The organism is Bradyrhizobium genosp. P, from assembly GCF_049949265.1.
Classification (GTDB): Bacteria; Pseudomonadota; Alphaproteobacteria; order Rhizobiales; family Xanthobacteraceae; genus Bradyrhizobium.
Window position 1 is genome coordinate 9081962 of sequence record NZ_CP188195.1, and the last position, 21575, is coordinate 9103536.

Here is a 21575-nt window from a genome sequence, read left to right on the forward strand (position 1 = left end):
CGCAGCTGCAACAAACGGCCGCCGACGAACGTTTTCTAGGCAATCGCCCGATAACCGCCTATTTTGGCTCGCAAAGGCAATTCGCTCTGGAGGACGCCTCGATGAATCTCGCTGACCTCAACAATGTAGCGCTTGCCATGGTGACCCCGGGCAAGGGCCTGCTCGCCGCCGACGAATCCTCGGGCACCATCAAGAAGCGTTTTGACGCCATCAAGGTCGAATCGACCGAAGACAGCCGCCGCGACTATCGCGAGATGCTGTTCCGCTCGCACGAGGCGATGAGCAAATACATCTCCGGCGTCATCCTTTACGACGAGACGATCTGGCAGAATGCCAAGGACGGCACGCCGCTGGTCAAGCTGATCGAGCAGGCCGGCGCCATTCCCGGCATCAAGGTCGACGAAGGCACGCAGGCCTTGCCGAACTGCCCGGGCGAACTCGTCACCGTCGGCCTCGACAAGCTCGCCGAACGGCTGGCGAAATATTACGAGCGCGGTGCGCGCTTCGCGAAATGGCGTGCCGTGATCGATATCGGCAGCGGCACGGGCGGCAGCCGCAGCATCCCGACCATGACCGCGATCCGCGTCAACGCGCACGCGCTGGCGCGCTACGCGGCGCTGTGCCAGGCCGCGCAGATCGTGCCGATCGTCGAGCCGGAGGTGCTGATGGACGGCGATCACGACATCGACCGCTGCTACGAAGTGACGCAGCGCGTGCTGAACCGCACCTTCCAGGAATTGCGGGTGCAGCGTGTCGCGCTGGAAGGCATGATCCTGAAACCGAACATGGCGATCTCGGGCAAGAAGTGCGCGAAGCAAGCCTCGGTTCAGGAGGTCGCCGAGAAGACCGTCCGCCTGCTCAAGAGCTGCGTGCCGGCTGCTGTGCCGGGCATCGCCTTCCTCTCCGGCGGCCAGGACGACGAGGAAGCGACCGCCCATCTCGACGCCATGAACAAGATCGGCAATTTGCCCTGGCCGCTGACCTTCTCCTACGGCCGCGCGCTGCAGGCGGCGCCGCAGAAGGCATGGTCCGGCAAGGCCGACAATGTCGCCGCGGGCCAGCGCGCCTTCTCGCATCGCGCCAGGATGAACGGCCTGGCGAGCACCGGCAATTGGGACGCTGGCCTTGAAAAGCAGGCGGCATAGTTGGCCACCAAACCCGTCCCGCCGCGGCCGGCCCCGCGCCTCTATCTCGCGACGCCTGAGGTCGACGAGCCCGCGCAGCTTGCTGCCGATCTTCCTGGCCTGCTGGCCGCGGCCGATGTCGCCGCGGTGCTGGTGCGGCTGCGCGAGACCGACCAGCGCACCATGATCTCGCGGGTCAAGGCGCTGGCGCCGGCAATCCAGACTGCGGGCGCGGCGGTATTGATCGACGGCTACCCCGAAATGGTGGCTCGCGCCGGCGCCGACGGCGCGCATCTCACCGGCATCGCTGCGATGGAAGACGCGATGCCGTCGCTGAAGCCGGACCGCATCGTCGGTGTCGGCGGGCTCGCGACGCGCCACGATTCGATGGCCGCTGGCGAGGCCGGTGCCGACTATGTGCTGTTCGGTGAACCCGATCCCGCAGGGCAGCGCCCGTCGATAGAGGCGATCGCCGAGCGGCTCGGATGGTGGGACGAATTGTTCGAGCCGCCCTGTGTCGGCTTCGCCGTCTCGCGCGAGGAGGCCGAGGAATTCGCCGCCGCCGGCGCGGATTTCGTCCTGGTCGGAGACTTCATCTGGACCGATCCGCGCGGCGCGAAAGCGGCGCTGATCGAGATTGGCGAGGCGGTTGCGCAAGCCCACGCCAGAACGTTCGGAAAGGCCGGGGCCGAGGGATGACGCCGGAATGAAGCGCCTACGTCCGATAGGTGTTGCGCTCGGCTGCACGATGCTTGCGAGCGGCGCGATGGCTCAGCTTTCGATCACGCCGCCCTCCCAGACACCGCCCGCCAAGAAGGAGGCCCCGAAGGAGAAGCCGAAGGTCCATTCGCCGGTAGCCAAGAAGCCAACGCCCAAGCCCGCAGCGACGCCAACGCCAACGCCGACCGCCTTGCCGTCGCTGAAACAGGCCTTCGACGATCCCAACGTCGATCTGGTCTACGGCGCCTATCAGCGCGGTTTGTACAAGACCGCATTCGACCTCGCGACCGCGCGCGCCCAGTACAACGGCGATCCCAAATCGATGACGATGCTGGGCGAACTCTACGCCAACGGCCTTGGCGTCAAGCGCGACTACGCCAAGGCCGACGAGTGGTACCGGAAAGCCACCGACGGCGGCGATCGCGAGGCGATGTTCGCGCTCGCCATGATGAAGATCGCCGGCCGCGGCGGTACAGTGGACAAGGACGGCGCGGTCAACCTGCTGGCCTCGGCGGCCAAGCTCGGCGAGCCCAAGGCGGCCTACAATCTCGCGCTGCTCTATCTCGACGGCCAGACCCTGCCGCAGGACGTCAACCGCTCCGCCGAACTGCTGCGCATGGCCGCGGACGCCGGCAACCCCGAGGCACAATACGCGCTCGCGACGTTCTACAAGGAAGGCACCGGCGTGCCAAAGGACCTCGAGAAGTCGGTGAGGCTGTTGCAAGCCGCCTCGCTCGCCGACAATGTCGACGCCGAGGTCGAATATGCCATCGCGCTGTTCAACGGCACCGGTACGCCGCGCAACCAGCCGGCGGCAGTGGCACTGCTGCGGAAGGCCGCCCGGCAGAACAGCGCGATCGCGCAGAACCGGCTGGCCTTCGTGCTGGCAACCGGCGAGGGCGCACCGATGGACAAGGTCGAGGCACTGAAATGGCACACGGTGGCCAAGACCGCCGGCAAAGGCGACCCCGCGCTCGACGAGATGCTCGCCGACATGACCCCCGGAGACCGCGCCAAGGGCGAGGACGCTGCCCGGAAATGGATCGGAAACAACGTCAAATGACGCCTTGACGGCGGCGGCTACAGAGGGCACCCAATCGGCAACCTCCCGGCTCCGCAGCCGCCACCGTCATCCTGAGGTGCGAGCAGAGCGAGCCTCGAAGGATGCACGGCCCGGCCGGTGGCCGCCGATCCTTCGAGACGCGCGTTCCCGCTCCTCAGGATGACGGGACTACCTTTGAATCCGTCACCCGGCACAATCGCACCGAAGAAACCACCATCATGCTCTATTCCGCCCTCATCAATGTCATGGTCAAGGCCGCGCGGCGCGCCGGCCGCAGCCTCAAGCGCGATCTCGGCGAGATCGAGCATCTCCAGGTGTCGCTGAAGGGGCCGGCGAATTTCGTCTCGCTCGCCGACAAGCGCGCCGAGGAAATGCTCTTGACCGACCTCGACAAGGCCCGCCCAGGCTACGGGTTCCTCGGTGAGGAAGGCGGCAAGCGCGAGGGCAGCGACAAGAGCCACACCTGGATCGTCGATCCGCTCGACGGCACCACCAACTTCCTGCACGGTATCCCGCAATTCGCGATCTCCATCGGGCTTCAGCGCGAAGACACGATCATCGCAGGCGTGATCTACAATCCCGCCAATGACGAGCTCTACATCGCCGAACGCGGCAAGGGCGCCTTCCTCAACGACCAGCGGTTGCGCGTCGCCGGCCGCCGCAGGCTCGACGAATGCGTGATCGCCTGCGGCCTGCCGCATATCGGCCGCGGCAACCACGCGCTGGCGCAGCAGGAGATGGCCGCGCTGCAGACCAAGGTCGCCGGCTTCCGCCGCTTCGGCGCCGCCTCGCTCGACCTCGCCTTCGTCGCAGCCGGCCGCCTCGACGGCTATTGGGAGCGCAATCTGCAGCCCTGGGACATCGCGGCCGGTCAGATCATGGTGCGCGAAGCCGGCGGCACCGTCTCCGGCATCCAGGGCAGCGACGACCCGCTGCAGACTGGCCACGTGGTCTGCGGCAACGAGTTCGTGCACGGCGAGCTGATCAAGGTGCTGAAGCCGCTCGGGCAGTAACGCGACTGCTCTATCTAAGCCTCATCATCATCGTCTTCCTCTTCCTCGTCGCGAAATTCACCGCCGAGGGTCAGGCCCTCGATGGTCGTGGCACCCTTCGCCTTGATCACCCGGCGAAGCGGGACCGAGCTCTCGCTGCGCAGCGCCTCCATCAGAGGTTCGGAATGGGTGACAATCCAGATGCCGGAACGGCGTGATGCCCTGGCGATCAGGCGGGCCAACGGCGCCAACAGCGATGGATGCAGACTGGTCTCCGGTTCGTTCAGCGCGATGAACGGCGGCAGCCGATAGCCCATGAACACGGCAAGCAGACAGATATATTTCAGCGTCCCATCGGACAATTCGTGGGCCTTGAACGGACGCGGCATATCCTCAAGCTGTAACTCAAATTCACACCGCCCATTTTCTTCCCATGCCCGGAGTTCGGCGCCCGGGAATGCGTCCTCGATCGCATCCTGCAGATCAGTGGTTTCTTGCCTGATGATCGAGAGTGTTGCCAAAGCGGCAGCCAGATCGTGGCCATCGGCGCTCAGCGAGGGTGTCGTGATGGCGAGACAAGGCTTTCGTATCGGCGACGCCGGATCGGTCCGGAAGTCATGATAGAATCGCCAGCCAAGCATTGCGTTTCTGATCAGGTCGATTTCGGGGCATTCCTTGCCATCCGAAAACCCGGCAAGCGCGGTTTCCGACGGCAGCACCGCATCCTTGTGGCCGCTCCAGGCGCCGCTTTCGCCGCGGACGCTGACGAGTGAGTTCGTCCGCTCCATCAGCAGAACTTTTCGCTTGCCGTGGGTCGCCTCGATGCTTTCCGACTTGATCATCGGTTCGCTGGAAAATGCGGCCTCGAGCGGGCCGGGAAATCCGAGCTCGATGGAATATGTGATGTGGTCGAATCTGGCGGCCAATCGCAGTCGTCCATCCTCGCCGCGTTTGCGAATGCCGGACCAGGAGACGGAGTTCAATCCGCCCTCGTCGGCGATCGTGCGCGTGATGCGGCCTGTCGCCGCGTCGCGCAACAGCGACAACGACTTGTAGAGATTGGATTTACCGACACCGTTTTCGCCAACGAATACGGACAAGGGTTGAATTGGCATGAAGAGCCGCCGAATCGAGCGATAATTCGAGATCGCAATGTCGGTTGGACGCATCCAGTGCCCTCAATCAGCGGCTCATACTCCCGTGGCCGCGCCAATGGAGGTTCGCTCAATCCAGAGATGCAGTCTGGATTGGCAATCTCAAGAAGGCAAGCCGGTCGCCGGCGCCGGCGGACCATATGCCTCTACGTTCTCCTCCGTCGCCTTCTCCCGATCCCCGCCCAGCACGCGCTGCACGCTGACGAAGAACACCGGGACCAGCAGCAGCGCCAGGATGACGACGGCGATCATGCCGCCCATCACGGATGTGCCGAGTGCCTGCTGGCTGGCGCCGCCGGCGCCGGTCGCGATCGCCATCGGCAGCACGCCGCAGACGAAGGCCAAACCCGTCATCAGGATCGGGCGAAAGCGCAAGCTGCACGCCTCCACCGTTGCCTCGACCAGCGGCTTGCCCTGCGCGCGCAGATCCTTGGCGAATTCGATGATCAGGATGGCGTCCTTGGCGGCGAGACCGATGATGGTGATCAGGCCGACGGTGAAATAGACGTCGTTGGACAGGCCGCGCATCGTTGCCGCCACCACCGCGCCCAGAATGCCGAGCGGAATCGTCAACAGCACCGCGAGCGGAATGGTCCAGCTCTCGTAGAGCGCGGCGAGCAACAGGAACACCACGAAGACCGACAGCGCCAGCAGGAACGGCGCCTGCGAGCCCGACAGCTTCTCCTGCAGCGACTGTCCCGTCCATTCATAGCCGAAGCCGCGCGGCAGCTTGTCGGCAAGCCGCTCCATCTCCGCGATCGCATCGCCCGAAGTGAAGCCGGGCTTGGCCTCGCCGGAGATGCGCACCGCTGGATAATAGTTGAAGCCCGCGATCTGCGTCGGGCCCTTCGACCACTCGATGGTCGCGAATGCCGAGAACGGCACCAATTGCCCGCGGCTGTTCTTGACGTTGTAATTGAGGATGTCATCCGCGTTCATGCGGCTGGTCTTGTCAGCCTGTACGATGACGCGCTGCATGCGGCCGCGGTTCGGGAAGTCGTTGAGGTAGTTCGAGCCGAGACTGGTCGAGATCGTGTTGTTGATGTCCTCGAAGGTGACGCCGAACGCACCCGCCTTCTCGCGGTCGATCATCAGATTGACCTGCGGTGCCGGCGGCAGGCCTTCGACATAAACCTTCTGCAGCACCGGGCTCGCATTGGCGTCCGTGATCAGGCGGTCGGACGCCGCGATCAGCGCCGCATAGCCCTTCTGGCCGCGGTCCTGCAGGCGGAATGAGAAGCCCGACGAATTGCCGAGGTTGTCGATCGGCGGCGGCTGCAACGCCGAGATCTTCGCGTCGCGGATCGACGACAGCTCGCGGTTGATGTCGGCGACGATGGCAGCGGCCGAATCCTGCGGACCGCGCTCCGACCAGTCCTTCAGCGTGATGAACGCCTGCGCGGTGTTCATGCCCTGGCCGAGGAAGCTGAAGCCGGTGAGGAAGGTCACGTTTTCGATGCCGTCGCGCTCCTTCAGATATTTTTCGACCTTCTCGACCGCCGCTTCCGTGCGCGCATACGAGGACTCCGACGGCGTCTGCACGTCGGTGGTGATGAAGCCCTGGTCGTCGACGGGCAGGAAGCCGCCGGGCAACCGCACGAAGCCCCAACCGACGCCGAGGAGCAGCACGGCATAGATCAGCATCAGCCGTCCGGTGCGCTTCAGCGAGCCCTGCACGATCAGCGTATAGCCGGCGCGGCTGGTGTCGAGCACGCGATTGAACCAGCCGAACACGCCCTTGCGCGCGTGGCCGTGGCCCTTCTGCACCGGCTTGAGCAGCGTCGCGCACAGCGCCGGCGTCAGCGACAGTGCAAGCAGCGCGGAGAACGCGATCGCCGCCACCATGGTGACCGAGAACTGGCGGTAGATGATGCCGACCGAGCCGGGGAAGAACGCCATCGGCACGAACACGGCCATCAGCACCAGCGTGATACCGATGATGGCGCTCGTGATCTGCGACATCGCCTTCTTGGTCGCCTCCTTCGGCGACAGCCCCTCCTCGGCCATGATGCGCTCGACGTTCTCGACCACGACGATGGCATCGTCGACCAGGATGCCGACCGCCAGCACCATGCCGAACATGGTCAGCATGTTGATCGAGAAGCCTACCATCATCAGCGTGGCACATGTGCCGAGCAGCGCCACCGGAACCACGATGGTCGGGATGATGGTGTAGCGGATATTCTGCAGGAACAGGAACATAACGATGAACACCAGCACCACCGCCTCGACCAGCGTCATCAGCACCTTTTCGATCGATGCCTTCACGACGGGTGTGATGTTGTAGGGGATCTCGTAGCTGATGTTGGCCGGGAAGAAGCGCGACAGCTCCTTCATCTTGGCCTCGACCGCGCTTGCGGTCGCCAGCGCATTGCCCTTCGGCGACAGCAGCACCGAAAGGCCCGCGGTCGGCTTGCCGTCGAGCCGCGTGTTGAACTGGTAGCTGAGCCCGCCGACCTCGATCCGCGCGACGTCGCGCAGACGCACAGTCGAACCGTCCGCATTGGCGCGCAGGATGATCGCGCCGAATTCGTCAGGCGAGGCGAGCTGGCCCTTCACCAGCACCTGGGCGGAAATCTTCTGCGTATCGGTGCTCGGTTCGGCGCCGATGCTACCAGAGGCGACCTGGGCGTTCTGCGCCGTGATCGCCTTGTTGACGTCGTCGGCCGAGAGGCCATAGCCGACGAGTTTCGCCGGATCGATCCAGATCCGCAGGCTGCGCTCGGTCGAATAGAGCGTGGCGCGGCCGACGCCGGGAATGCGGCGAACCTCGCCCAGCACGTTGCGGATCATGAAGTCGCCGAGGCCGACCTCGTCGAGGCTGCCGTCGGTCGAATTCAGCGTGATGATCTGCAGCACCGCCGAGGAGGCTTCCTCGACCAGGATGCCCTGCTGGATCACAGCGCGCGGCAAACGCGCCTCGACGCGTTTGAGGCGGTTCTGCACTTCCACCGAAGCCTGTCCGGTGTCGGTGCCCGGCTTGAAGTTGGCGATGATTTCGACCTGGCCGAGCGAGTCGGAGGTCGATTCGAAGTTCAGGATGTTGGCCGCGCCGTTGAGCTCCTCCTCGATCAGCCGCGTCACGCTGTTATAGAGGTTCTCCGGCGACGCGCCGGGATAGCTGGTCGAGATCGAGATCGAGGGCGGCGCGATAATCGGATATTGCGCGACCGCGAGCAGCGGAATCGAGATCGCACCGACCAGACAGATGAACAGCGCGACGACCCAGGCGAAGATCGGCCTGTCGATGAAAAAGCCAGCCATGTGCGATCACCGCCCGATGTGCGCGGTTTGCTGGGCGTCCGTCGCTGCCCCGGCCGATCCATCGGCCTGATTCCAGGCCTGCGGCCGCACCTTGTCGCCGGCGGCGAATTTCTGGAAGCCTTCGACCACGACCTTGTCGCCGGCCTTGAGGCCCTCGGAGACGAACCAGTGGCCACCCTGCAGCGAGCCGGTGCGCACCGGCTGCACCGCGATGAGATTGTCGTCCTTGACGACGAAAACCTCGCTGCCGCCGCCACCATTGCGCTGGATCGCCTGCTGCGGCACGGCGATCGCGTCGGTGTCGATGCCCTGCTCGATCTGCACGCGGACATACATGCCCGGCAGCAGGATCCGGTTCGGATTCGGGAATTCGCCACGCAAGGTCACCTGCCCGGTATAGGCGTCGACCTTGGCCTCGGAGAACAACAGCTTGCCCGGCACCGAATAGATCGAGCCGTCATCGAGCACGAGACGGACCTTCATCGCATCAGGCGAGATGCGGTCGAGATCACCGCTCTCGAAGGCGCGGCGGAGCTGGTTCATCTCGGTGACCGACTGCTGGAAGTCGGCATAGATCGGATCGAGCTGCTGGATCGTCGCGAGACTCGCGGTATCGTTCTGCACGACGAGCGCACCTTCGCTGGCCAGCGCCGCGCCGACGATGCCGTCGATCGGCGCACGGATGGTGGCGTAATCGAGATTGAGTTTTGCGCGCGCGACGTCGGCCTCGCGGCCCTGAACGTCCGCCTCGGCCTGCTTCAGCGTCGCGATCGCCTTTTCGTTCTCGGCTTCCGGCGCGGTGCGCTGGAGGGTCAACGTGGCGATACGGCGGGCTTGCAGCGAGGCCTGTTCGCGCACGGCCTCGGCACGCGACAGCGCGGCGTCGGTCGACTGCACTTCGACTTCAAATGGGCGCGGATCGATCTGGTAAAGCGGATCGCCGGCCTTCACCTCGCTGCCCTGGTGGAACATGCGCTGGACAATGATGCCGGAGACGCGCGGGCGCACCTCGGACACACGCGTCGGCGCAATGCGCCCCGGCAGCTCGCGCACCATCGCGCGCGCCTGCTGCTTCACGGTGACGACGCTGACGTCCGGCTCGGGTGCTTGTGCGGCGGCGGTTGCGGAGTTCGGTTTGTTGCAGCCAGCAAGCAGTGGCGCCGTCACGGCCAGCATCAATGCAATGCATGCCGATTGCGCGCGAAGTCCAGACATGAAAAAAGCCGCCCCTGATAAGTGAACAAACAAACAGCGGCGTCGTATCGACACCCCTGCGTTGCTGCGATGAACATAAAATCTGCTTGCTGCGACGCAATGCGTTTGCCGGGCGGCCCATTGTCACATAAGCCCATCGCGCTGATTTCGCGGACTCTTTCGTCGGCTCACCGGATTGTGAGCGGGTTCCATCGCAGGCTGCGAGGCTCCATTAAGGAATGCGTGGACGGGAACGGGCCATTTGCGTGCGTGCGAAGGCAGCGTGCCGCAATATTGTAAGGCGATGCGGCCCAATTGCCGCGCACGGTATTTCCCCTCATCCGGCACCCCGCGGTCCGCGATCGGATCGCCATCTCCGCGACGGATGAGGATGCGGGACGAGCCGGGATGCCCTTGCGAAGCGGGTGCGACGCGGCGTGGTTTCAACCCCAGGTGCCTCTTTCGTACCCTCGATCCGGCTTTCCTTACTTTCCTCCTTCCGCCGCTGTGCCATATTGCTGATAGATGCGGCCTTCGCGAACGGATGACCCGGCAATGCCCCCTTCCCGCTCCGACATGGAGATCGAACTGAGCAAGCTGTCCACGCCCCGGATTTTCCTGGTGCGGATGCTGGTGTTTCTGGTGCTGTGCGGCCTGGTCGGCGTCGTGCTCTACAAGCAGATCGTCACCGCTTTCTTCGCCAATCCCGGGCTGAACGCCCTGATCGGCCTGGTGCTTCTGATCGGGACCATCCTGGCGTTCCGGCAGGTGATCCGGCTCTATCCGGAGGTCTCCTGGGTCAACAATTTCCGCATCGCCGACCCCGGCCTTGCGATCGACCGCCGCCCGACCCTCTTGGCCCCGATGGCCGCCATCCTCGGCGGCGAGCGAACCGGCCGGATGACCATCTCGCAGCAGACCATGCGGCATTTGCTCGATTCGATCGCGACCCGCCTGGATGAGGCCCGCGACATTTCGCGCTACATGACCGGCCTGCTGGTCTTCCTCGGCCTGCTCGGCACCTTCTGGGGCCTGATCGAGACGGTCGGCTCGGTCGGCAAGGTGATCGACGGGCTCAAGGTCGGCGGCGACGCCGGGGCGCTGTTCGACACGCTGAAGGAAGGCCTTGCCGCCCCGCTCGGCGGCATGGGTATCTCGTTCTCGTCCTCGCTGTTCGGCCTCGCCGGCTCGCTGATCCTCGGCTTCCTCGACCTGCAGTCGAGCCAGGCCCAGAACCGCTTCTACACCGACCTCGAAGACTGGCTCGCCACCACCGTGCGCGGCATTTCCGGCGATGAAAGCGCCGGGACCGGTGGCGCCGACCTGCAGGGCGCGATCGATCGGCTGCGCACCGCAGTCGAGGACGGCGGCAGCAACCGCAGCACCACCGCCGCGATGGCCAATCTTGCCGAGGCGATCCAGGGGCTGGTCGCGCATATGCGCACCGAGCAGCAGATGATCCGCGAATGGGCCGACGGCCAGGGCGAGCAGAACCGCGAGATCAAGCGCCTGCTCGAACGCCTCGCCCGCCAGCCGGAAAAAAGCTGAGCCACGGAGGTCAGCGTGCTGGATCACGTCACCATCAGCATCACGGACATCGAACGGTCGAAGGCGTTCTATGACCAGGCGCTGCAGGCCCTCGGCATCAGCCGCCTGTATGCCGAAGGCGCGCAGGCCGCGGGCTACGGCATCCGCCCGAAGGCTTTCTTCTGGATCGGAGCGCGCAGCACGCCGCAGACCGGTGCGCATATCGCCTTTACCGCCACCGATCGCGCCACCGTGGACCGATTCTACGAGGATGCGATCAAGGCCGGCGGCAGGGACAACGGCCGGCCCGGAATCCGCCCGCATTATCATGCACACTATTACGGCGCCTTCGTCCTCGATCCCGATGGCCACAATATCGAGGCCGTCTGCCACGCCCCGCAGGACTGATTGCGTCAACCAAAGAGAACCTGAATGGCCCTCGCCCGTACCCGCCGCAGCGAATCCGCCTTCAACTACTGGCCCGGCTTCGTCGACGCGCTGTCGACGCTGGTGCTGTCGATCGTGTTCCTGCTGTCGGTGTTCCTGGTGGTGCAATTCTTCCTGTCGCAGGAAGTCACCGGCAAGGACAAGGCGCTGGAGCAGCTCAACGCCAAGATCGCCCAGCTCAACGATTTGCTGTCGCTGGAGAAGCTCACCAAGCTGACGCTCGACGACCAGGTGTCGCAATTGCGCGCCGGACTCGCCTCGGCCGAAGGCGAGCGCGACCGTATGAAGGGGCTGTATGAAGGGCTTGCGAATTCCGGCAACGACGCCCAGGGCCGCGCCACCGAGCTCAACAAGGCGCTGGATTCCGAAAAGTCCGTCTCGTCGCGTGCGCTGGCGCAGATCGAGGTGCTGAACCAGCAGATCAGCGCGCTGCGCCGCCAGCTCGCCGCCCTGGAGGAGGCGCTCGACGCCTCCGAGAAGCGTGACAAGGAATCGCAGGGACGGATCGCCGATCTCGGCTCGCGGCTGAACGTCGCACTGGCGCAGCGGGTGCAGGAACTGTCGAAATACCGTTCCGAATTCTTCGGACGCCTGCGCGCCATCCTCGGCAACCGTCCGGATATCCGCGTCGTCGGCGACCGTTTCGTATTCCAGTCGGAGGTATTCTTCGACACCGGACAGGCAACGCTGTTGCCCGAGGGCAAGACCGAGCTCGAGACGGTCGCCAGCGCTCTGGTCGATCTGGACAAGCAGATCCCGAGCGAGATCGCCTGGGTGCTGCGGGTCGACGGCCACACCGACGTGCGGCCGATCAACAGCCCACTGTTCAAGTCGAATTGGGAGCTGTCGTCGGCGCGCGCGATCTCGGTGGTGCAATATCTGGTGTCGCTGGGCGTGCCCGCGCAGCGCCTGGTTGCGGCCGGCTTCGCCGAATTCCAGCCGCTCGACACCGCGCAGACCGAAGACGCCTACAAGCGCAACCGCCGCATCGAGCTGAAGCTGACGGAACGTTAGGTGGCAAGCGGCTTCCAACTCCGCTCGTATCACGCAGCCGACGAGGAGGCCGCCATCGAGCTGTGGCGGCTGACCTGGCAGCAGGCTTATCCGTCGATCGACTTCAATGCCCGCGTGGCGTGGTGGCGCGAACGCTGGCGCAGCGAGCTGGTGCCAAATGCCGCGATCGTGGTCGCGGAGCAGAACGGCGCGTTGGCCGGTTTCGTGACCATCGACAGCGCGGGCTATCTCGACCAGCTCGTGGTCGATCCGGCGCAGTGGGGCTCGCCGCTTGCGGGTGCGCTGGTCGATGAAGCCAAGCGCCTCTCGCCGGCCGGCGTCATGTTGCTCGTCAACAAGGACAACGCCCGCGCCATCCGCTTCTACGAACGCAACGGCTTTGTGCATGCCGGCGAGGACGTCAATCCGACTTCGGGACGGCCGGTGCTGAGGATGGCGTGGGTGCCGTGAGGACCGATGGCGAAGTCCGCCTCTCCCGTCGTCCCTGCGAAAGCAGGGACCCATAACCACAGGGTTAGGTCGTTGAAACGAGCTGTGGCCCCAGCGCCGCAAACCAATTCGCATTCGTGGCTATGGGTCCCTGCTTTCGCAGGGACGACACCGAATTTGTTGCGCGGATTGTGAGCCATACATTCGCGTTCTCGCGACACGATTTGTCCGAGTTTTGCATTTCGTTTGCCCTCTTTCTTGAATAGAGGGCGCAGGGAAAGCCGGGTGCCGATTGCACCCATGGGCCCGGTGCAACAAAAAGCACCGGGGTAGGACCACAGGTGTAACCGGAAACAACCCGGCTTTCCCTGCGCGATGGGTTACGGCTTATACGTGCTCTCCCCGGTGAGACTGGGCTTGCTTGTCACCGCCGTCAGCAGAGAGATTTCCCCTCTGCTGATGAGACACCTGCCACTAGGGCGTCAGGCCTGCACGACTTCGCCGTCCGCTGTCTGCCACGATCGTCCATCGCAACATCGGCGTCCACCGCATCTCACCGCAACACTCCTGACGATCGCGACGCGCCCCTCAATCGGGTGAGACGGGTGGATTCATACACTGAGTTGCGCTTCTGATAAAACGAAATATTTTTATTGCGAGGGCTTGCCACGTCGGGCAACTCAGTGATTGGCGTGAGGGAAGCACCGGCGAAGGGGTTCCCTCCCCCCTTGCGGGGGAGGGCTAGGGAGAGGGGTGCCACACGACGCGCTCTCTCCGTATCGGTTACGGCGGCAAAAGTTTGCGAGAGCGATGCACTCATCAGTCACCTCGCCCGGGGCCACCCCTCTCCCTAACCCTCTCCCTAACCCTCTCCCGCGAGGGAAGAGGGAACCTGGGCCGCGTGCTCACCTCACTCTCGATGGGAGAGTGAACGAGATGATCGTAAAGGATCTTAGATGCGTGGAGGCGCACCCTCAGCGCCCCACCATCCGCTGCAGATGCTCTGGATAGCGCGCGCCCTGGATCTCGACGGCGGCGAGTGCCTTGTCGATCCCGGCGAGATCACCGGCCGTCAGTTCGACCCGCACGGCGCCGATGTTCTCCTCGAGGCGGTGCAGCTTGGTGGTGCCGGGGATCGGCACGATCCACGGTTTCTGCGCGAGCAGCCAGGCCAGCGCGATCTGCGCCGATGTCACCTTCTTGCCCGCGGCGATCTGCCCCAACAGATCGACCAGCGCCTGGTTTGCCTGGCGCGCTGCTTGCGAGAACCGCGGCACGACGTTGCGGAAATCATCGCTGGCGAAGGTCGTGGTGGCGCTGATCGCGCCGGTGAGGAAGCCGCGGCCGAGCGGACTGTACGGCACGAAGCCGATGCCGAGTTCTTGCAGCGTCGGCAGGACCTCCTGCTCCGGCTCGCGCGACCACAGCGAATACTCACTCTGCAACGCCGTCACCGGCTGCACCGCATGCGCGCGGCGGATGGTCTGCGCACTGGCCTCCGAGAGGCCGAAATGCCGGACCTTGCCGGCAGCAATCAGCTCCTTCACCGTGCCCGCGACGTCCTCGATCGGCACGTCCGGATCGACCCTGTGCTGATAGAAGAGGTCGATGACGTCGGTATTCAGGCGCTTGAGCGAGGCGTCTGCAACCGCCTTGATGTGTTCCGGCCGACTGTTCAGCTTGCGCCGCTGGTCGTTGGCGCTTTCGATGTCGAAGCCGAACTTGGTGGCGATCACGACATCGTCGCGGAACGGCGCCAGCGCCTCGCCGACCAGCACTTCGTTGGTGAAGGGACCGTACACCTCCGCGGTGTCGAAGAAGGTGACGCCGTGTTCGACGGCGGCGCGGAGCAGCGCGATGCCTTGCTGCTTCTCGAGCGCCGGGCCGTAGGCGAAGCTGAGGCCCATACAGCCGAGGCCGATCGCCGATACCTCCAGATCGCTGTTGCCGAGTTTACGCTTTTGCATGTTGTCTCTCCGCATTGATGGCTGGAATCCATGGTGAGCAGGACTTAGGGCGTGCGCCGACGGGCGATTAGACGTAAGGATCGGGATAGACTTATGAGCAGAACTCATCAATGCCGCGGCACGACATCAACGACCTGATCGCCTTCCTCGCGGTGGCACGGGAACGCAGCTTCACCCGGGCCGCGGCGCGGCTCGGCGTGTCGCAATCGGCGCTCAGTCACACCCTGCGGGCGCTGGAAGAGCGATTGGGCGTGCGGCTCCTGACCCGCACCACGCGCAGCGTCGCGCCGACCGAGGCCGGGCAGCGGCTGCTGGAGGGTGTCGGTCCGCGCCTGGAAGAAATCGAGGCCGAGCTTGCCGCGTTGAGCGAGTTGCGCGACCGCCCGGCGGGCACCATCCGAATCAACGCCGGCGAGCACGCAGCCGAGACGATCCTGTGGCCGGCGCTGGCGGAGTTCCTGCCGCGCTATCCCGACATCAAGGTAGAGCTGACCGTCGACAACGGGCTCGCGAACATCGTCGCGGAGGGTTATGACGCCGGCGTTCGCCTCGGCGAACAGCTCGCAAAGGACATGATCGCGGTGCGGATCGCGCCGGATTTCCGCATGGTCGTGGTCGGAGCTCCGTCCTATCTCAAGCGGCGCGAGCGTCCGAAGCGGCCGCAGGACCTGACCCAGCATGCCTGCATCAACATTCGCCTGCCGACCCATGGCGGCATCTATGCCTGGGAATTCGAGCGGCGCGGCCGCGCCCTCAAGGTCCGCGTCGACGGACAATTGGTGTTCAACAGCACCCCGCTGCGGATCAAGGCGGCGTTGGCCGGGCTGGGGCTTGCCTATGTGGCCGAGGACCAGGTGCGCGCGCAGCTTGCCAAGGGGCAACTGATCCAGGTGCTCGACGACTAGTGCGCGCCGTTTCCGGGCTATCACCTCTACTACCCGAGCCGGCGGCAATCCTCGCCGGCCTTCGCGCTGCTGGTGCAGGCGCTTCGCTATCGGGGTTAGCGTGATGAGATAAGGTCGAGCTGGAACGGCGCCGAAGGTTCACCTCTCCCTTGGGAGAGGTCGATTTGCGCAGCAAATCGGGTGAGGGGTTACAGCCTATCGAGAAGCAAGAGCCCTCACCCGGCGCTTCGCGCCGACCTCTCCCCGGCGGGGAGAGGTGAACCGAAACCGCGGCGAACCGATTCGACCAAAACTCATCTCGCTTTAGCGCGCGCTTTAGCGCGCCGCCGCATCGTTGAGCAGCACCGAGTGGCTGCGGCCATACGCGAAGTAGAGGGCGAGGCCGATCGCCAGCCACACGATGAGACGCAGCCAAGTTGCCCAGGGCAGGAACACCATCAGCAGCAGCGAGAAGGCCATGCCAAGAACCGGTACAAACGGCACGCCGGGTGTGCGGAACGGGCGGGCGATGTCCGCATCGCTCTTGCGCAGATAAATCACCGCGCCGCAGACCAGCACGAAGGCGAACAGCGTGCCGATAGAAACCATTTCACCGAGGATGTCGATCGGGGTCAGCGCGGCGACGACCGCCACGATGATACCGATCAGAAGCTGGCTCTTGTAGGGCGTCCCGAGCGAGGGATGCACATCGGAGAACATTCTGGGCAAGAGGCCGTCCTTGGCGATCTGGAAGAAGATGCGGCTCTGGCCATAGAGCAGCACCAGGATCACCGTGGTGAGGCCGCAGAGCGCTCCGATCTTGATCAGCACCGAGAACCAGGTCTGCCCGATGACATCGACGGCCTTGGCGATCGGATCGGGCACGCCGAGTTCGGTGTAGGGCACGAGGCCGGTGAGCACAGCGGAGACCGCGACATAGAGGATGGTGCAGATCAGGAGCGAACCGAGAATGCCGATCGGCATATCGGTTTGCGGGTGCTTGGCTTCCTGAGCGGCGGTCGATACGGCGTCGAAGCCGATGAACGCGAAGAACACGACGGAGGCACCGCGCATCACGCCGGTCCAGCCGAATTGACCGAAGGTGCCGGTATTGTCAGGGACGAAGGGGTGCCAATTCGCCGGCGTGACATAGCCGATGCCGAACAGGATGAAGGCGCACACCACGACGAGCTTGATGGCGACCATGATGTTGTTGAGCCGGGCCGACTCCTTGGTTCCGCCGACCAGCATGGCGGTGAGCAGCAGGACAATCAGCGCGGCCGGCAGGTTGATGACGCCTTCGACCGTCGTGCCATCAGGCAGCTTGAACTCCGTCCAGGGCGCCGCGGCATATTGCGGAGGAATGTTGATACCGAAATTATGCAGCAGCGAGACGATATAGCCCGACCAGCCGACGGCGACGGTGGAGGCGCCCATGGCGTATTCGAGGATGAGGTCCCAACCGATGATCCAGGCGAAGATCTCGCCCAGGGTCGCATAGGTGTAGGTGTAGGTGCTGCCGGAGACCGGCAGCAGCGCGGCGAGCTCGGCGTAGCACAGGCCGACGAAGGCACAGGCGATGCCGCCGACGACAAAGGAGAGCATGATGGCCGGGCCGGCATAGTGCGCCGCCGCGGTGCCGGTGAGAACGAAGATGCCGGCGCCGATGATGCAACCGATCCCGAGTGCCGTGATGCTCAGCGCTCCGAGCGTCTTGCCAAGCGCGTGCTCACCTGCTTCGGCGATGATGGCGGTGACGGACTTACGCGCCATCAAACCCATGTCAGTCATGACGACATTCCCTTCGACTGTGGCGTGTAGCCAGCCAATCAAGATGAAAGCTTCGGGTCCCGGACTCTGAATGATTGTCTCGACATGACAGGAAGGCAAGCGCTTTTTGGCAGGCGTGCCGGCGAGAGAACTATCAAGGAGAGGTTTTCACCTTACACACGCGGGTCGCGCGCGTGGTTCCGTTGGCTCGACGATCGCCGTCCTCCGGACCTCAGCTACACGAATATTTGCGCGGCAGCGCACCATGGCCGTGCGGAACGAGACCCGTGCAGCCGACGTTGTTGCTGTGTTGAAAAAGTAACCTCGCGGCCTTGGCGGATCCCCCTTCCGTCGGGGCCGTGCTTTCTGGATCGGCCCGATGGTCGCTGTCGCGACCGGCCTCCAGTCAATTCGGAGAAACGAATGTTCAAGAACAAGTTCGCCATCATCCTCGCCGCCGGCCTTGTAGTTGCCGGCCTTGCGCTCGCGCCAGCTCAGCTTCTCGCTCAGGGCGTCGGCGGCAGCGCACCGCCGCCCAGCCCCGGGACCCGCGCCGCTCCCTCGGGTGGCGTGGGCGGCAGTGCAATGCCAGCAAGGCCGGGTCAGCGATTCGGGTCGACGGGTGGCGTGGGCGGCAGCGCACCGCCAGCCAACCCAGGCGAGCTCGGCACCACGACCGGCGCCGGCAACGGCACAACGGGAAGGTAGGACCTAGGCCGCGCTGACGGGCTCGGCGTCGGCAGCGGCCGCCACGACGAATCTGAGCCCGTAGGTCTTGCCGCGGCGCCAGACCACTTCGCAGGCGTGACGCTTGGAGTGATCGGCCAGCAGCATCAGCATGAGCCGGTCGTTGACGACGAACTCCACCTCGGTGACGATCTTGGCGCCACCGGGCGAGACGTCGACGACCGCACACTCGCTGTCGGTCGCGCCACCGTCGACGGTGATCCAGGCCGGACGATTGTTGAGCTGGCGTCGCGGCTCCCGACTGATCTTGATCCGTGACCCGTTGCTCGCCATCGTCGTGACCCTTGAGGACCGTGACCCTTGAGGACTTGGAATGCCCGGCGCATAATCGCCTCACGCATACTGCCGCCACCCCGTAAAGTCCGGCTTAGCGTGATCGCTTGAACTTTACCGGAATCTTGACGGGGCTTTTAAGCAACGCGGATTCATCAAATCCGGCAGTGGGATACCAATCGTACGGGGTTGGTTGCTTGACGATGTTAGCTTGACTTGGATGTTAGATAGACTTGGCAGTTAGCTTGACTTGGCACACCCGCTGTTGATCACTGGCGCGCGGCCTCCCGCCACGTCCCTGTAATCGTCCCTGCACCAAGAGCGGCATCAAGACGCCTCTGTCCCTCGGAAACGCCCCATGCTCATTCCCCTCGCCGACGTGCCGCGCTGGTATGCCGAACGCAAGCCCATCGACGCGATCGCCGTCAGTCACGGCCAGGACACGCTGACCTGGACGCAGCTCGAGCGCGGTGCCAATGCACGGGCACGGGCGTTCGCCGCCAAGGGCGTCAAGCCCGGCGACTTCGTCGCGATCGGACTGCCGAACAGCAACGCATTCTTCGAGACCAGCTTCGCGGTGTGGAAGTGCGGCGCGACGCCGACCTCGCTGTCGTGGCGGCTGCCGCGCGGCGAGGCCGCGGCCGTGCTCGACATCCTGAAGCCGTCTCTGGTGGTCGGCGGCGAGGCCGACTGGAATGCGCCGAACACGTTGCCGGTGGATTTCGTGCCGCACGGCTTCTCCGACGAGCCGCTCGACGCTCCGATCGCCCGCTACTGGAAGGCGATGACGAGCGGCGGCTCGACCGGACGGCCGAAGGTGATCCTTGATCACAACCCGGCTGTGATCGACACTGTCGCGCCGCTGCTGCTCGGAATGCCGCATCAGGCCTCGGTGCTCAATCCGGGGCCGCTCTATCACAACGCACCGTTCCTGCTGTCGCACTCGGCGCTGTTCGGCGGCGGGCGGCTCGCCGGCATGGTAAAGTTCGATGCCGAAGAGACGCTGCGGCTGATCGAGGCAAACCGCGTGCAGTGGGTGAATTTCGTGCCGACCATGATGCACCGGATCTGGGCGCTGCCCGACGAGGTGCGCAGCCGCTACGACGTCTCCAGCCTCGGAATCGTATTTCACATGGCGGCTCCGATGCCGCCCTGGTTGAAGGAGAAGTGGATCGAATGGCTCGGGCCGGAGCGGATCTGGGAGCTCTATGGCGGCACCGAGCGGCAGGGCGCTTGTGTCATCAACGGCACCGAATGGCTCGCGCACAAGGGCTCCGTCGGCAAGACGGCAAAACTGCGCATCGTCGGCGAAGACGGCAACGACGTCGCGCCGGGCGAGACCGGCGAAATCTATTTCCTGCCCAATGACGGCGTCGGCACCACCTATCACTATCTTGGTGCCGCGCCGAAGCGGCGACCGGACGGCTGGGAATCGCTCGGCGATATCGGACGCCTCGATGCGGAAGGCTATCTCTATCTCGGCGATCGCCTCGCCGACATGGTGCTGCGCGGCGGCGCCAACATCTATCCCGCCGAGGTCGAGGCCTCAGTCAGCGAACATCCCAAGGTGCGATCCTGCGTCGTGGTCGGCCTGCCCGATCCGGAATTCGGCCAGCGTGTGCACGCGATCCTCGAGCTCGCCGAAGATGCCGACGCGCAAGAGATCGCCGACGGCATGGGCGATTTTCTCAAAGACCGGCTCAGCCGCTACAAGCATCCGGAAAGTTTCGAGCGTGTCGGCGTGGCGCCGCGCGACGATTCCGGAAAGGTCCGCCGCACGCTGCTGCGGGACGAGCGCGCCGCCTGGATGAAGGAGGATCGCGCCTTCCGCATCATGCCGGCGCGCGGGCGAACAAAGGGCGATTGAGTTCAATTCATCTTGCAGGAGGCATGTCTGCACGCCACATGAGCTGTGCAGGCGGCCGCCGACGGTATATATTTTCACTTTCCCTGCCGGCAGAACCTCCATTTTACTTTCGAGTTGACTTGGGGTTCCATCGCCCTGCACGCCAGGAGACCTCTAAGATGCCCGCTCTGACCGAATGGAAAGTGCCGCCGGCCTTTCAACCCCGTCCCGAAGACTATCGCTTTGATCTCGATCGCGCTCTGGCGTCCGTGGTCGGGCTGCATTCGATCATTCCGCCGGATGCCTCCAGCGCCGAGACACTCGGCACCGAGCGCGCCGGCAACGGCGTGCTGATCGATGACGGGCTGGTGCTGACCATCGGCTATCTGATCACGGAAGCCGAATCCGTCTGGCTGCATCTCGGCGACGGCCGCGTGGTCGAGGGCCACGCGCTCGGCCTCGATTTCGAATCCGGCTTCGGCCTGGTGCAGGCGCTCGGCCGGCTCGACGTCGACCCGCTGCCGATCGGCTCGTCGGCGGCAACGCGGATCGGCGACAATGTCGTGGTCGGCGGCGCCGGCGGCCGCACGCGCTCGGTCGCGAGCCAGATCGTCGCCAAGCAGGAATTCGCGGGCTACTGGGAATATCTGCTGGACGAGTCGATCTTCACCCATCCGTCGCATCCGAACTGGGGCGGCGCCGGACTGATCTCGGGTAACGGCGAGCTGATCGGCATCGGCTCGCTGCAGCTCGAACGTGAGAAGGGCGGCAAGGCCGAGCATGTCAACATGGTGGTGCCGATCGACCTGCTGAAGCCGGTCGTGAGCGACCTGCGCAAGTTCGGCCGCGTCAACAAGCCGGCGCGGCCGTGGCTCGGCATGTACACGACCGAGGTCGACAACCGCGTCGTCGTGGTCGGCATCGCCGGCAAGGGACCGGCGGCGCGCGCCGAGCTGAAGACCGGCGACGTGATCCTCGCGGTCGCCGGCGACAAGGTGACGAGCCAGACCGAGTTCTACCGAACACTTTGGTCGCTCGGCGCGGCCGGCGTCGACGTGCCGCTGACCGTCTATCACGAGGGCGTCACCTTCGACGTGACGCTGACCTCGATCGACCGCGCCAAGCTGTTGAAGGCGCCACGGCTGCACTAACACGAGCAC

At 64.7% G+C, this 21575-nt stretch carries 17 protein-coding genes and 1 pseudogene; 12 read left to right on the plus strand and 6 right to left on the minus strand.

Going from position 1 to position 21575, the window contains the following annotated elements; translation table 11 throughout:
- The first annotated feature begins 101 nt into the window (after positions 1 to 101).
- The 4 genes from ACP2YO_RS43595 (at position 102) to ACP2YO_RS43610 (ending at position 3920) form a co-directional block, all read left to right on the plus strand.
- Entirely contained in the window at positions 102 to 1145 is a 1044-nt protein-coding gene (locus ACP2YO_RS43595) for a class I fructose-bisphosphate aldolase (RefSeq protein ID WP_426437312.1), read from the plus strand.
- Entirely contained in the window at positions 1146 to 1823 is a 678-nt protein-coding gene (locus tag ACP2YO_RS43600; protein ID WP_426437313.1) for a thiamine phosphate synthase, read from the plus strand.
- Between the two features lie 7 nt (positions 1824 to 1830).
- The gene (locus tag ACP2YO_RS43605) at positions 1831 to 2907 is read left to right on the plus strand and encodes a tetratricopeptide repeat protein (RefSeq protein WP_426437314.1); all 1077 of its coding nucleotides are present in this window, start codon (positions 1831 to 1833) and stop codon (positions 2905 to 2907) included.
- Between the two features lie 218 nt (positions 2908 to 3125).
- Entirely contained in the window at positions 3126 to 3920 is a 795-nt protein-coding gene (locus ACP2YO_RS43610) for an inositol monophosphatase family protein (protein ID WP_426443467.1), read from the plus strand.
- Positions 3921 to 3934: 14 nt separating this feature from the next.
- On the opposite strand, the gene ACP2YO_RS43615 is transcribed toward ACP2YO_RS43610, so the two are convergent.
- The 3 genes from ACP2YO_RS43615 to ACP2YO_RS43625 form a co-directional block, all read right to left on the minus strand.
- Positions 3935 to 5068 (minus strand): AAA family ATPase, encoded by a 1134-nt coding sequence (locus ACP2YO_RS43615; protein WP_426437315.1) that lies wholly within the window; start codon positions 5066 to 5068, stop codon positions 3935 to 3937.
- Positions 5069 to 5155: 87 nt separating this feature from the next.
- Entirely contained in the window at positions 5156 to 8317 is a 3162-nt protein-coding gene (locus tag ACP2YO_RS43620; RefSeq protein ID WP_426437316.1) for a multidrug efflux RND transporter permease subunit, read from the minus strand.
- Between the two features lie 6 nt (positions 8318 to 8323).
- The gene (locus ACP2YO_RS43625; RefSeq protein ID WP_426437317.1) at positions 8324 to 9532 is read right to left on the minus strand and encodes an efflux RND transporter periplasmic adaptor subunit; all 1209 of its coding nucleotides are present in this window, start codon (positions 9530 to 9532) and stop codon (positions 8324 to 8326) included.
- Between the two features lie 534 nt (positions 9533 to 10066).
- On the opposite strand from ACP2YO_RS43625, the gene ACP2YO_RS43630 reads away from it, so the two are divergent.
- From ACP2YO_RS43630 to ACP2YO_RS43645, 4 genes are read left to right on the plus strand one after another with little or no spacing between them, the layout of a single operon-like run.
- A complete protein-coding gene (locus ACP2YO_RS43630) occupies positions 10067 to 11059 on the plus strand; it encodes a flagellar motor protein MotA (RefSeq protein WP_426437318.1) in 993 nt (330 codons plus the stop codon).
- A gap of 15 nt (positions 11060 to 11074) precedes the next feature.
- Complete coding sequence (locus ACP2YO_RS43635) at positions 11075 to 11446, plus strand: VOC family protein (protein ID WP_426437319.1); 372 nt, start codon at positions 11075 to 11077, stop codon at positions 11444 to 11446.
- Positions 11447 to 11470: 24 nt separating this feature from the next.
- Positions 11471 to 12499: a peptidoglycan -binding protein gene (locus tag ACP2YO_RS43640; protein ID WP_426437320.1), complete on the plus strand. Its 1029-nt coding sequence runs from the start codon at positions 11471 to 11473 to the stop codon at positions 12497 to 12499.
- Positions 12500 to 12949: a GNAT family N-acetyltransferase gene (locus ACP2YO_RS43645; RefSeq protein WP_426437321.1), complete on the plus strand. Its 450-nt coding sequence runs from the start codon at positions 12500 to 12502 to the stop codon at positions 12947 to 12949.
- A 953-nt stretch (positions 12950 to 13902) separates the two neighbouring features.
- Here ACP2YO_RS43645 and ACP2YO_RS43650 read toward each other — a convergent pair.
- Positions 13903 to 14895, minus strand: coding sequence for an aldo/keto reductase (locus ACP2YO_RS43650; RefSeq protein ID WP_426437322.1), 993 nt, complete (start codon positions 14893 to 14895; stop codon positions 13903 to 13905).
- A gap of 110 nt (positions 14896 to 15005) precedes the next feature.
- On the opposite strand from ACP2YO_RS43650, the pseudogene ACP2YO_RS43655 reads away from it, so the two are divergent.
- A pseudogene (locus ACP2YO_RS43655) lies at positions 15006 to 15899 on the plus strand (LysR family transcriptional regulator).
- Between the two features lie 216 nt (positions 15900 to 16115).
- Here the strand turns inward: ACP2YO_RS43655 and ACP2YO_RS43660 are convergent.
- Positions 16116 to 17570, minus strand: coding sequence for an amino acid permease (locus ACP2YO_RS43660; protein WP_426437323.1), 1455 nt, complete (start codon positions 17568 to 17570; stop codon positions 16116 to 16118).
- 402 nt (positions 17571 to 17972) lie between these two features.
- Between ACP2YO_RS43660 and ACP2YO_RS43665 the strand changes: the two genes are divergently transcribed.
- On the plus strand, positions 17973 to 18257 hold the full coding sequence (locus ACP2YO_RS43665; protein WP_426437324.1) for a hypothetical protein: 285 nt from the start codon (positions 17973 to 17975) through the stop codon (positions 18255 to 18257).
- Positions 18258 to 18260: 3 nt separating this feature from the next.
- Here the strand turns inward: ACP2YO_RS43665 and ACP2YO_RS43670 are convergent, their stop codons facing one another.
- Positions 18261 to 18569: a PilZ domain-containing protein gene (locus ACP2YO_RS43670; RefSeq protein WP_426437325.1), complete on the minus strand. Its 309-nt coding sequence runs from the start codon at positions 18567 to 18569 to the stop codon at positions 18261 to 18263.
- Between the two features lie 358 nt (positions 18570 to 18927).
- Here ACP2YO_RS43670 and ACP2YO_RS43675 point away from each other — a divergent pair, with 358 nt between their 5' ends.
- Together ACP2YO_RS43675 and ACP2YO_RS43680 are read left to right on the plus strand one after the other, a co-directional pair.
- Positions 18928 to 20436 (plus strand): AMP-binding protein, encoded by a 1509-nt coding sequence (locus ACP2YO_RS43675; protein ID WP_426437326.1) that lies wholly within the window; start codon positions 18928 to 18930, stop codon positions 20434 to 20436.
- A gap of 158 nt (positions 20437 to 20594) precedes the next feature.
- On the plus strand, positions 20595 to 21566 hold the full coding sequence (locus tag ACP2YO_RS43680; protein WP_426437327.1) for a S1C family serine protease: 972 nt from the start codon (positions 20595 to 20597) through the stop codon (positions 21564 to 21566).
- Positions 21567 to 21575: the final 9 nt, after the last annotated feature.